This is a genomic window from Taibaiella chishuiensis, assembly GCF_003014535.1.
GTDB lineage: Bacteria > Bacteroidota > Bacteroidia > Chitinophagales > Chitinophagaceae > Taibaiella > Taibaiella chishuiensis.
In genome coordinates this window covers 219,039-233,476 of sequence record NZ_PYGD01000008.1, presented here as the reverse complement: position 1 = coordinate 233,476, position 14,438 = coordinate 219,039, and the positions used below count along the sequence as shown (strand labels likewise).

Below are 14,438 nucleotides of genomic sequence, written 5' to 3'. Positions count from 1 at the left end.
CGCACAGCAGTTGAAAAATGATGCCGGTGGTCGGGGAATATGATTTTGATCATGGTTAGGCAGGAGGTATTAGATGTTAGATGTTAGATGTTAGATATGGGGTGTTAGATATGAGGTGTTAGATATGAGGCGTTAGATATGGGGTATTAGATATTAGATGTTGGATATGGGGTATTAGATGTTAGATATGGAGTGTTAGATATAGGGTGTTAGATATGGGGTGTTAGATGTTAGATATGGGGTGTTGGATATGCGGTATTGGAAAAGAGATAGGGGATATCAGGTATGGGAAGTTGGATCTTTTGTGCAGGCCGGGGATAAAAGAGGGGTTGGTAAAGACGATGATCCTGCTGGTAAATCTGCGTGTAAGAGGGCTGGCGTGCAGTTTTGAAAAAAAATAAAAAATCATGCAGAAATAATTTGTTGAAAAAGATTTTCTGCATTACCTTTGCAATCCCAAAGCAAACGGAAATGCCGCGTTGGTCAAGGGGTTAAGACGCCTCCCTTTCACGGAGGAATCACGGGTTCGATTCCCGTACGTGGTACGAAGCAACCGGGTTAAGATGAAAATCTTAACCCGGTTTTTTGTTTGTGCTTATAGCAAATTTTGCGGCACGCTACCTGCGCGGGACCACCGTCGCAGATCCCGGACCAACACAAAAAGTTGGGGACAGATCATGATACTGATGCATTGCTATGATCCGCAGATCTTGCAGGTATCTCCTGCGGATAACTAATGCCTTTTCTCCATCAAACACATCGTAGTCCTCTCAAGGCTAAGAGCAACCTTTTTCATCTGAGAGACCATAACGCTGATCACAAGTTCTGCAATGCTCGTTAGTGAAAACGGGTAGCATATGGACGCTTAATTTATGACAAAACCGGGTGCATCAATGCATCTGATATGGACGTGCGACCCGGCTCATTAAGGCATAAGTTAAATAAATAAAAAAAGCCATAACCTTATTAGAGACTATCCCTACCTTCAATAAATCAAACTTTTTCATCATAAAAGTGAAAGGATGATCATGATACCATAAACGGTTACAGCATCAGCAAACAACCGGATATACACACCAAACACAACCTATGAAACAGCAATTTAAAAGGACCTTTATAGGAGACAATCCATTAAAAGTCCCGGGCAAAAGTACGTTGACGGCGCTTGCCGCCGGTGTGCTCTGCCATCATACAGGCCGCCATCCGGCCATATTCGACGCGGACTTCCCGCAACATAGCTTAGTTAAAAGGAGCACGATTGAGCTATGATCATGGAAAACGAAACTTTAAAAACCTGGCTGATCACGAGCTGATCCCATCAATAAAAAGTTTATTCCACCATACAGCGTAAGACTGATGATGTCCTGGAGGCAGCGCATGAATCTTTGTATGCTCAGCCTGCTCCCCGGGACCTTATCTTTTCGTACGGGCGGGTATTTCTAAAATTCGTCCGGCTGCAGGTAACCCTGTTATTATCTTTTGTAAACCCGGGTAAATCATAAAGGAAAAATTTATGGTTTAAGTGTTCCTGCCAATAGCATGGGCTTATGGCTATTCTATTGGTTATCGCCATGATAGCATGCGTTCCGGTTTTGGCTTAAAGATATCTGATCAGCTGGTAAAATGCTACTGGCGGGCCCTTCAGGGCCGGAGTTTTTTTGCTCGCACGCATGCAGTCATTTTAGCTTGTGTACCACCCGTTCCGGACATGCGTATGAGCACCCGGGATAATGCTGTGTTTATAGCTATTTAAAGTAGTAATTAATTTAAATTAACTACTATTGCATGTTTATATACAGATCATTCAATTCTAAATAAAATCATAAAATTTTTATGTTCCCTCTTTCCGATAATCAGAGAGCAATTTGGTTTGATCAGCAATTATTTCCATTAACTGCCTTGTATAACGTGAGCGCTTATGCCAGGATCCGGGGAGCAGTAGCGCCAACGACACTCGAAAAAGCCATAAATATCCTGGTCGCGAAACACGATGTTTTCCGTACCGTATTTTCTGAAACAGAAAGTGTACCGGAACAAAAATTCTTACCCGTCGATGCGCTCGCACCTTGCATTATCGGCTATCACGATTTTTCAACAGCACCCGATCCCGAAGCGGCATGCCAGGACTGGATGCATGCCTCGGCCACTGTTCCCCTGGCTTACAGCGAAAACAAGCTTTATGTATTCACGCTGTTGAAGAAATCAGCGGCAGAATATTTCTGGTACCTTAAGTTACACCACACCATAGCCGATGCCTGGAGCGTTTTCCTGGTGATTCAACAAACGGCGTTGATTTATGAAGGCCTGGTATCGGGCAAGCCGGATTTTTCTGCATTTTCTTCCTCCTATACCGACTATATCCGGGATGATCTTGCCTACCGGGCATCGGCTTTATACCTGGAGGACCAGCACTACTGGAAACAGCGGTTTGCACAAGTGCCGGCGACGACGGCGATAGGCATTAAAGACGGGAATAGCGCTATAGCGGGGCAAAGCATGCGTAAAACACTTTACCTCGACCGCCCTTTATATACCCGGCTGCAGCAGCTGGCGCGGCAAACGGGCGCCACTACTTTTCATGCCTTTTCGGCTTTATTGTATGTGTATTTTTCGCGCATCAATCAAAACGCCGACCTGGTTATCGGCGTGCCCCTGGTGAACAGATCTACAGAACAGTTCAGGAACACTATTGGTCTTTTTACCGGTATCCTGCCGTTCCGCATACAGGCTCCGGCAGGCAGCAGTTTCCTGGACCTGGTAACACGGGTGAAAAAAGATTTCCTGGAAGACAGGGCCCATCAGCGTTTCCCCGTAGATGAGGTTTTCCGCATCGTCAGGTCGAAAGATCCGGACCAGGCTTCCCTGTATGATATTACCCTTTCGTTTGAAAAGCAGGAGCTGGACATTTCCTTTGCCGGTTTTGCCAGCGAAACGGTTGCTTTGCCCCACCAGGCGGAGCGCATGCCCCTAGCCGTTTTTGTACGGGAAAACTCGTCGGGCAAACCTGTAAAAATAGATTTTGATTTTAATCTCGGTTGCTGGGATGAGCACTACAGTGCTACATTCCTGGAAGCCTTCGGCAACCTGGTTGAAACGGTAGTAGACAACCCGGAGCTGGAAATCCGTAAACTACCCCTGGTAACCGAATCCACAAGACATGCCTTGCTCGACCCCGGTCCTGCCCCTGTGTTACCGGATGAAACCCTCGTATCTGCCTTTGAAAAGGCGGTTGAGTTATACAGCGATCATACGGCCCTGGTGTATGAAGGACGTCATTTTTCTTATACCGCTTTGAATGCCCGTGTCAATGCCCTGGCGCATTATCTCCGTAAACACTTTGCGGTACAACCGGATGAAATTGTGGCCCTGCTGATTCCAAAGTCAGACCTGGCGGTGATTGCAATACTGGGCATACTGAAGTCCGGAGCGGCCTACCTGCCGATCGACCCCGCTTATCCTGAAGAGCGGAAGCAATATATGCTGGAGCAATCCGGCGCAAGGTTATTGCTGACCGTAACCGCTTCGGAACTCCCCGCTTTTGCCGGTGGCGTGGTATGGATGGACCAGGAAGGGTACCTTGCGGAGCGCAGCGACAATCCTGTACGGGTAAATACACCGGAACATACGAGTTACATTATTTACACCAGTGGCTCCACGGGCAGGCCCAAAGGCGCCGTGCTCCGGCATGCAGGCGTCGTGAATATCGTGAGGCAATACCAGGCTTCGCTGCGGATCAGTCCTTCTGAAAACTGCTTGCAATTTGCTTCCCTCTCCTTTGACGCATCCGTTATGGAGATTTTTATCGCCTTTTTTGCCGGCGCCGCTTTGTACCCCGTATCCAAAGATATTATCGGTGATTTTGAACGCTTCAAAAGCTTTATCGGGGAGCACGATATAAAGATTTTGATGTTGCCTCCGTCTTACCTGCGCAACCTGGACAAGTCAGCCCTGTATGGCGTGCGGACGCTGCTGACTGCAGGCGAGCCCGCAATACCCCGCTCGGAGCTTAACCTGAGGGAGGACCAGGAATACTATAATGTTTACGGACCTACAGAATGTACGGTTTGTGTAACCATTTATAAAGAAACACGGAATAATGCTATTGTGCCGATCGGCCGTCCAGTCGGCAATATCCGGATTTTTATTTTAGACCGGCACCTGGAGCCGCTGCCTTATGGGGTACCGGGCGAGCTGTTTATCGCCGGGGTAGGACTTGCGAAAGGATATAAAGACAACCCCGGGCTGACTGCCGAGAAATTTATTGCCGCTCCTTTTGCACCTGGCCAGGTATTGTATCGCACCGGCGACATCGGCCGCTGGCTTTCTGACGGCAATATAGAATACCTGGGCAGGATCGATGACCAGGTCAAGATAAGAGGCCACCGGATAGAGCCCGGAGAAATTGAAGCGACCTTAAGCCTCCATCCTGCGGTAAAAAATGTGGCCGTTGTGGTACACGAAAAAACGCCGGGAGAAAAGGGCCTTTACGCTTTTGTACTCGCCCCGGGACTGGAAAGTACCGATGTGCTGTATGCCTTTATGGACAAGCGGCTCCCGTTTTTTATGTTGCCCGACCGTTTGTTTTTCGTAGCGGATATACCGCTTACCATTAATGGCAAAGTAGACAAAAGGCAATTGATGGCACAGGTTGTGCTGGAGCAGGCGAAGACCTACCAGCCACCGGAAACGGAAACAGAGCAACGCGTTGCCGCAATCTGGGAAGCCTTACTGGACGTTAGCCCGGTAGGCGCAAAAGATAATTTTTTCCGCCTGGGTGGTCATAGTTTAAAAGCGGGCCAGTTTATTAACCGGCTTTATAAAGAGACCGGTGTATTGCTGGCGTTTAGTGATGTGTTCCATCATGCGGTGTTGCGTCAACTTGCTGCCCTGATTGATCAGCGGCAGGCATTGCTTGCGCAGGGGTGTGGGGACGTGCCGGTACAGCCGGCGCCAGCCCTGGCTTTTTACCCCATGTCCTCTCCGCAGAAGCGGTCTTACCTGTTGCACCAGGCCGGCGGGCAGGAATTGAGTTACAATATGCCGGAGGCTTTTTGGATAAACGGGCAAACCGATATCGCGCAACTCGAAAGCGCTTATGCAGCCCTGATCCAACGCCATGAAATTCTAAGAACCGCCTTCGCAATGAGGGATGGTGAGCCCGTACAGGTTATACAACAATCCGTTCCTTTTAAAATAGCTTATACGGAAGCAGGGTTGGAGGATATTGCCGGCCTGGCCGCTGCTTTTATCCGGCCTTTTGACCTGTCCGCGCCACCTTTGCTGCGCGCGCAGATTTACCGGTTCGCAAGCGGGCGCCAACTTTTCCTTTTCGATCAGCACCATATCATCTCCGATGGTATTTCCAGGACCATCTTTATGACCGAACTTGCAAGACTTTATAAAGGGGAAACCCTTAGCCCGCTTGCTTTTCAGTATAAAGACTTTTCGGTATGGCAGCAAAGCTTTCTTTCTTCCCCCTTTATCAAAGAACAGGAAACTTACTGGCTGCAGCAGTTTGCGGAAGAAGTGCCGGGCTTAAACCTGCAGACCGATTTTCAAAGACCCGTACAGAGCACGTTTTCCGGTAAACGAAAAAGCCTCCGTTTACCGGATACGTTATATGCTGAACTGGAACAAGCCGGCAGGACAACAGGGTGTACGATGCACCAACTTTTGCTGGGCGCCTTTTTCGTATTGCTTTATAAATACTGCGGCCAGGAAGATATCGTGGTCGGCACGCCGGCAGCAGGCCGCAGCAGGCCCGAATGGGAAAATCTGTTGGGCATGTTTGTAAACACACTGGCGTTGCGTGCATATCTTGAAGGCAGGCAAACCTTCCGAACCTTCCTCGAACAGGTAAGGGAAACCAGTATCAATGCCCTTAAACACCAGGACTATCCCTTTGAATTGCTGGTGGACCGGCTGGATCTTAAAAGGACACCGGGAACCAACCCTTTATTCGGCCTGATGTTTTCATTTTTACAAGACCCGGCAAAGCAGGCGCCGGACGATGTTTTAGCCGGGCCGCTTAGTACGCTTCCGATCACCTGTAAATTTGATATCCTGCTGGAAGCCGTTCAACAGGATCGTACCGTAACCCTCAATCTGGAATACCGTACCGAGCTGTTCCGGGATACCACGATGGCTGCTTTCCTGGACCATTATACACGCTTACTACAGGACTTTAACCTCAACCTGGACAAGTGCCTGGCTGCGATCGATATACTCAGTCCCGGAGAAGAACGGCAATTGCTGACCGGTAAGGGGAAGGAGTCTATAGCCGCTTACCCCGACTGTACCCTGCACAGCCTGTTTGAAGCACAGGTGCGCAGGGTACCGGAAAAAACCGCCTTGGTTTGGCAACACGAAACCCTGACTTATGCAGCGCTGAACCGGCAAGCAGAGCAGCTTGCTGCTGCGGTGCACCCTGTATTGGCCGCCACCGGCAATCCTGTTGTTGCCGTGTTGCTGGACCGTAGCCCGGAAATGATCATTGCCTTGCTGGGCATCTTAAAAGCCGGTGGCGCTTACCTGCCCATCGACCCCGATTATCCTGCGGACCGTATTCAATATATGCTGGACGATAGCCGCGCCGGTTTATTGATTACTCCTTCGGCCGGGGTAGTTGTTACCGGTTATACCGGGCAAACCATGGCCATGGATCAGCTTGATCCGCTTGCTGTTTATGCGCCTGTTGCCGTTGCTCCCAGCGATCTTGCTTATATTATTTATACCTCCGGCTCTACCGGCCAACCGAAAGGCGTGATGATTGAACACCGGAACGTGGTGCAGTTGTTCTTCAACGACCGGCCTTTGTTTGATTTTACGGAGAACGATACCTGGACGATGTTCCACGCTTATTGTTTTGATTTCTCCGTATGGGAAATGTATGGCGCTTTATTGTTTGGCGGAAAACTCGTATTGGTACCCAAGGCAACGGCGCAGAGCGCGGGCGATTTCCTGGACCTGCTGCAGGAACAGCGCGTTACGGTGCTCAACCAGACCCCGGGCGCTTTTTACAATCTTAGTGCAGCAGCTGCCGATAGCATTGCCCGTGTGGATACCCTCCGGTATGTGATCTTTGGCGGGGAAGCCCTGAAGCCGGGCAAACTCGGGTACTGGTACGAACGGTATCCGTCCTGTAAGCTGATCAATATGTACGGTATTACCGAAACTACCGTGCACGTTACCTATAAAGTAATAACCGGAGAGGAAATTAATTTGAATGCCAGCAATATCGGGAAGCCGCTGCCCACACTTTCCTTGCTGGTGCTGGACCAGGATGGCAGGCTGGTGCCGCAAGGGGCAGCCGGGGAGCTTTATGTAGGCGGCGCAGGACTGGCAAGGGGCTACCTCAACAAGCCCGAACTCAGCAAGGAAAGATTTATAGATCATCCTTATGTTCCTGGAGAAAAACTGTACCGTACCGGCGACCTTGCCCGTATAGGCGCGGGGGGCGACTTTGAATACCTGGGCAGGAAAGACCACCAGGTAAAGATACGCGGCTTCAGGATCGAGCTGGGCGAAATAGAAAGTAAACTGCTGCTGCATACTGCCGTAAAAGATACATTGGTCATCGACCTGGAAGATAGTGCGACCGGGGAAAAATACCTCTGTGCCTATATGGTGGCAACCGGTAAGGTAAGCGTACCGGAGCTGAGGAAACACCTGTCTGCCTTCCTGCCCGACTACATGATCCCGGCTTATTTCGTATTGCTCGACCACTTCCCGTTAACGGCCAATGGAAAAACAGACCGGAAACGTTTACCCGATCCAGTAGCCTTTGCGGATATGCAGGCAACGGTCAGCGATCTGCCGGAAACAGAAACGGAAAAAACTTTAGGACTGATCTGGAAAGAGGTGTTGAAAAGAGACCGGATCGGGATACAGGATCACTTTTTTGAGCTGGGTGGACACTCCCTCAAAGCGACCAATGCGGTAGCGCGGATATTCAAAAGCTTCGGGGTCAACCTGCCCCTGGAGGTATTCTTCAAAAGCCCTACGATCCGGGAGCAGGCAGCCTACATCGACGGGCAGCAACAATTGGTTGCTGAGCTGATACAACCGGTGGCGCCGCGGTCTTTTTATCCTTTAACTTCTTCGCAGAAACGGCTGTACCTGTTGCATCAAATGGATGCAGCCGCTATGGGTTACAATATGCCGGAAGCTTTCAGGGTACAGGGCCAGCTTGATGTAAAACGCCTGGAACATAGCCTGAACGCGCTCATCGACCGTCATGAAGTGCTGCGTACTGCTTTCGAAATGTGCGACGGGGTACCGGTGCAGCGGGTACGGGATCGTTATGTTTTCCAGGTTACGCATACGAAAGCTGCGGCTACGTCTGTCCCGGAACTGATCCGTGATTTTATCCGACCCTTCGATCTTGCAGCGCCGCCTTTGCTGCGGGCACAGTTATGCGACCTTGGCGAAGCAGGACAACTACTGCTGCTGGATATGCACCACATCATATCGGACGGTGTATCCTCGGCTTTGTTTGCCGAAGAGTTACACAGGTTATACCAGGGCGAAAGCCTGGAGCCGCTGCCGGTACAATATAAAGAATTTGCGGTATGGCAGCAGGATTACCTTGCTTCCGCAGCGATGGCAGAACAGGAGCAATACTGGCTGCAGCAGTTTGCGGCAGAGGTTCCCGTGCTTAATCTGCAAACAGACTATCCAAGGCCCGCCGTTACCTCTTTTAAAGGGAAAAGGATATACTACCGGTTACCCGCTGCCTTGTCCTCCGCCCTGGAACAATTGTGCGGCCGCAGGGGCTATACCCTGCACCAGGTGCTGCTTGCAGCATTTAAAGTATTGCTCTACAAATATTCCGGTAACGACGACCTGGTAGTAGGCGTGCCTGCCGCAGGCCGTACGCGTGCGGAGCTGCATAACCTGTTGGGTGTATTTATCAATACGCTTGCTTTGCGTTCGTACCCTTCGGGAGAAAAATTGCTGGGTGATTTCCTGGAAGAAATAAAACAAACCAGCCTGGAGGCCTTAAAAAACCAGGACTATCCTTTTGAGTTCCTGGTAGATAAGCTGGATATAAAAAGGGACCGCAGCCGGAACCCGCTGTTTGATATCATGTTTTCCTTTGTACACCGGGAACAGGAAGGTATGCTTTTGGGAGATGCTCTATTAGAGCCCCTGAAGGATATATACGACAGCAGCAAGTTCGACCTGCTGCTGGAAGGTACTAAAACCGGTAATGGGATTGAGCTGCAGCTGGAGTACAGTACAGCGCTTTTTGAAGCATCCACGGTATCGCGTTTCCTGCAGCATTATATAAACCTGTTGCAGCAGATTGAACCCGGCCTGGATCAACGGCTGGCCGATCTATCCCTACTGGGACCTGGGGAAAAAGACCTGCTACTGGCTACAGAGCACACCGGATACCGTGCTGATGTTTGCCTGCACCAGCTTTTCGAAGAACAGGTTAAAAGGCATCCGGCCAAAACTGCCCTGGTAGGACAGCAGGAAGAGGTCAGCTATGCAGGGCTTGACGGGATGGCCAACCGGGTTGCCGCAGCAGTTAGTGCTGCTTTACCGGGTACCCGGAATCCTATCGTGGCCGTGTTGCTCGACCGTGGTACGGCTATGGTCGCAACACTTTTAGGCATTCTTAAAGCCGGCGCCGCTTACCTGCCCATTGACCCGGATTACCCGGCCGACCGTATCCGGTATATGCTGGAAGACAGCCAGGCTGCGGCGCTCATTACGCATTCCGATATCGCACCGGTTGCGGGTTATGAAGGACCGGTAATCATGACCGACCGCATCGGCGAGGCGGCAACGGCCTATACGCCTGTTGCGGTTCAGCCCACCGACCTGGCTTATATTATTTATACCTCAGGTTCTACCGGTAACCCCAAAGGTGTTATGATCGAACACCGCAATGTGGTAAGGCTGTTGTTTAATGAGCATAACCTTTTTGATTTTAAGGAAACGGATACCTGGACGCTCTTTCATTCCTACTGTTTCGACTTCTCGGTATGGGAAATGTACGGCGCTTTACTGTATGGCGGCAAGCTCGTTATCGTGCCCAAAGAAACGGCGCAGAACCCTGCGGCATTCCTGGAGCTGCTGGCAGCAGAGCAGGTTACCGTGCTCAACCAGACCCCGGGCTCTTTTTATAATATAATAGCAGCAGACCAGGAACGGCAGGGAACCAACCTGGCATTGCGTTATATCATCTTTGGCGGCGAAGCGCTGAAACCCGGTAAACTGCAATCATGGAGTCACAGGTACCCACACTGCAGGCTGATCAATATGTACGGGATTACCGAGACTACCGTGCATGTTACCTATAAAGAAATTACGGAACGGGAGATAGCGCAGGGCGCAAGTAATATCGGTAAGCCGATACCTACATTGAGCCTGTGTATACTGGACCGCGACCATAACCTGGTACCTGCGGGTGTAGCCGGCGAATTATGTATCAGCGGGGCAGGGCTGGCCAGGGGATACCTGAACCGGCCGGAACTGACTGCCGAACGCTTTACGGATCACCCCTATAAGCCCGGCGAAAAATTGTACCGTACCGGCGACCTGGCCAAAAGGCTGGCCAATGGCGATATAGAATACCTGGGACGGATAGATCACCAGGTAAAGATCCGGGGGTTCCGGATAGAGCTTGGGGAGATAGAATGCAGGCTGCTGGCCCATCCTGCCGTGCAGGATGTATTGGTCACCGACCTGGAAGATGAAACCGGGAGCCGGTATTTGTGCGCTTATCTCACGGCAAACCGGGATACCGGCGCCCGGGAGCTGCAGCAGCACCTGGCGGCTTTCCTGCCCGATTATATGGTGCCTGCTTTCTTTGTGGTGCTGGAGCAGTTCCCGCTTACCGGCAATGGGAAAATCGACCGCAGGCGTTTGCCCGAACCGCAAACATCGGGTTTGTCCACCACAACCTACCAGGCGCCGGCGACACTTACCGAACAAAAACTGGCCGGCCTCTGGATACAATTGCTGCGTTTGCCCCGGGCAGGTCGCAACGATCATTTCTTTGAACGTGGCGGGCATTCGTTGAAGGCCGCACAGCTGGCCGCATTGATCCATAAAACCTTTCATACCGAGATCTCGATTAAAGACATATTCCGTACGCCGCGCTTAAACGATATGGCGGCATTGATCCATAATAGCGCTTTTGCCGCACACCATGCTATTCAACGGGCGCCTTCCCGCTCTGCTTACCCGGCCGCATCGGCAGAGCAGCGGCTGTTTATCCTTAACCGGATGGACGACGCGGGCATCTCTTATAATATTCCCGGTATGTATATATTGGAAGGAGACCTGGATCTCAAAAGATGGAACCTGGCCCTGCAGTCCATGATCCGGCGGCACGAAATACTGCGTACCGCTTTTGTTATGGAACAGGGCACGGTGGTGCAAAAGATAGCGGAAGACGTCGATTTTGAAATGGAGATTCATAATTGCGCGGATGATGACCTGGATGCCTTCATCCATGATTTTATCCGGCCTTTCGATCTGGGAGAAGCGCCCCTGTTGCGGGTTACACTCATAAGAACCGGTTCGGGGGCTTACTACTTCCTGTTCGATATACACCATATCATTTCCGACGGTGTTTCGATGGACGTGTTCATGCAGGAGCTGGCCATGATTTACGGTGGCAGCGAACTCCCGGCATTGAACATCCATGCCCGTGATTTTGCGGTGTGGCAGCAGCAATGGCTGCAAACCCCTCAGGCCCGCATGCAGGAGGCTTTCTGGAAGGCGCAGTTTGAACAGGAGGCGCCTGTGTTGAATATGCCTGCCGATTTTATACGGCCGCCGGTTAAGTCTTACGAGGGCGCGTTATACCGGTTTGCTATTCCTGCACCCGTGGCTAGGGAAATTGATCAGCTGTGCCGCGAAAACGGCGTCACTCCATTTATGATCATGCTGGCAGCCTTTAATATCCTGCTGGCAAAATACAGCGGGCAGGATGATATCGTGATCGGTACTGCCGTGGCCGGTCGCTCCCATGCCGATGTGCAGGACCTGATCGGTATGTTGGTCAATACACTGCCGCTCCGGAATTTTCCAACACCAGGCAAATCATTTACGGGCTTTATACAGGAGATCCGGGAAAACTGTCTCCAGGCTTTCGAACACCAGGACTATCCTTTCGAGGCGCTGCTGGATAGACTCGATGTCAAACGCGACAGGAGCCGTAACCCGCTTTTTGATTATATGATTACCTACAGGCCGGAAGATAAACAGGAGTTGCCGTTTGCCGATCTCCTGTTGCGCCAGGTACCCCTGCCGCATCATATTGCCAAAATGGATCTCTCCCTGGATATATGCGCCGCAGCGGATGACTCGCTGACCGTATCGGTCGAATATGCGACGAAGCTTTATACGGCCGCAACCATCCAAAGACTTGCCGGTCACTTTAACCGCATACTGGAGCAGGTTACCGCCAACCCGGGTAGTACCATAGCGGCGATCGGGCTGATTACTCCGGAAGAAAAGACACAGATCCTGCAGGCGTTCAATGACACGGATGCTGTCTTTGCGGCCAGGACACATGGCCTTGTACGTCAGTCTGAAACCGGCGAAAGCCTTAGTGGGCAGGCAACAGGGCTTATGCCCGGCAGTGCAAGAGATGTGTACAGCGTGTTTGAAGAAAATGCAAAACGTTATCCCGGTCATATTGCCGTGGCAACAGAGGATGCTGCAATCAGTTACCGGGAGCTGCAGGAACGGGTAGCCATTCTTGCCGCAAAACTAATAGCAGAAGGCTGCGGTCCTGAAAAAATTATAGGGGTATATACCGACCGTTCTATAGCAATGATGACGGGCATCCTGGCTATTTTTAAAGCAGGCGGCGCTTACCTGCCCATCGACCCCGAGTATCCCCTGGAGCGGATCCGGTATATGCTGGAAGACAGCGGCGCTATTTTTGTACTGACCCAGAAACAGCATGCGCCGAAGCTCGACTTTGCGCCCGGGCTTGTGTTGCTCGACGATCCGGCATCCTTTGCAGGACCAGCTATGCCGCAAGGCAGGAACGGCAGTCCCGGCAACCTTGCGTACGTGATCTATACTTCGGGGTCGACCGGTAAACCCAAGGGCGTGCAGATCGAACACCACTCCCTGTATAATTTTTTGTTTGCCAGTGCCGTCAACTATACCGCGGGCTTTAGCGATGCCGATGTCTGCCTCAGTATTTCCAGCGTTTCTTTTGATGTTACCATGCTGGAATTGTTTATGCCCCTGGTATTCGGCGCAAAACTTGTGTTGGTAAACCGGGAAAAATTATACGATGTGCGGGCGCTCGCGCAGGTAATCGTAGCGCAGAAAGTTACTTTCTGTTATATCGCCCCTTCTTTATTACAGCCGCTGTACGAAGCCCTGAAAGACAGCGCTCCTATTGCCCTGAACAAGATTGATGTAGGCGCGGAGCCCATAAAAGATACGGTACTGGAACTTTGTTGCACGCTCAATGAACACATGCAGATCATGAATGGTTACGGTCCTACCGAGGCTACGGTAGCCTGCTCCTGGTATCCTTACCAGCCCGGCAATGCCAAAGGTACTTATGTATCCATAGGAAAGCCGATCTATAACATGCGGCTTTATATCCTGGATGAACACCAGCAACTGCAGCCCATAGGCGTACCCGGCGAACTGTGTATCGCGGGGGCAGGATTGGCAAGGGGTTACCTCAATAACCCGGAACTGACCGCGGAAAAATTTGTGGATAATCCTTTTGTGCCCGGTACAAAACTATATCGTACCGGCGACCTGGCGAAGTGGCGACCGGATGGTAATATCGACTTTTTAGGCCGTAAGGATCACCAGGTAAAAATCCGCGGCTTCCGTATCGAGCTGGGCGAAATAGAAAACAAGCTGATGACTTACCCCGGTGTACAACAGGCCCTGGTAATGGATAAAACGGATAACAGCGGCAATAAATTCCTGTGTGCTTATATCGTAAGCGCAGCGCAGCCGGACCAGGAAGCGCTCCGGGCGCACCTGGCAACGGAACTGCCGGTTTATATGATCCCTGCATTTTTTGTTGTGCTGGAACAATTTCCTTTAACCAAAAGTGAAAAGATAGACCGTAGAGCGCTGCCGGAGCCGGATATCAGGCAACAACGGAAGGGCGGCGGAGGACCGGTTGAGCCCGCTAACGATACCGAACGGCAATTACTCGGGATCTGGCAAAAGGTGCTCGGATCGGATAAAATAGGCGTTACCGATAACTTCTTTGAATCGGGCGGAAACAGTTTGAAGATCATCAATATGCTCAGTATGATGCAGGACACTTTCGGTGACCTGCTCAAAGTCAGCGACCTGTTTGACAAACCCAGCATCCGGGAACAGGCTGCTGTGGTCGCCAATAGCCAACCCGTAACCACCGGCGCTTCATCAAAAAGAATAAAAAGACTAGAATTCTAAACACAATAAACAAAAACATCAAATCA

1 protein-coding gene and 1 tRNA gene are annotated in these 14,438 nt (G+C 51.0%); both read left to right on the top strand.

Annotated elements, in window-relative coordinates; genetic code table 11:
* Positions 1-473 precede the first annotated feature (473 nt).
* A tRNA-Glu gene (locus B0I18_RS18920) sits at positions 474-545 on the top strand.
* A 1,288-nt stretch (positions 546-1,833) separates the two neighbouring features.
* Positions 1,834-14,412 carry a non-ribosomal peptide synthetase gene (locus tag B0I18_RS18910; RefSeq protein WP_106524312.1) on the top strand — a complete coding sequence of 4,193 codons (12,579 nt, stop codon included), beginning with the start codon at positions 1,834-1,836 and terminating at the stop codon, positions 14,410-14,412.
* Positions 14,413-14,438: the final 26 nt, after the last annotated feature.

Coding starts and splice junctions, on each gene's coding strand:
- B0I18_RS18910 (WP_106524312.1), top strand. CDS start 1,834: ATGTTCCCTCTTTCCGATAATCAGAGAGCAATTTGGTTTGATCAGCAA.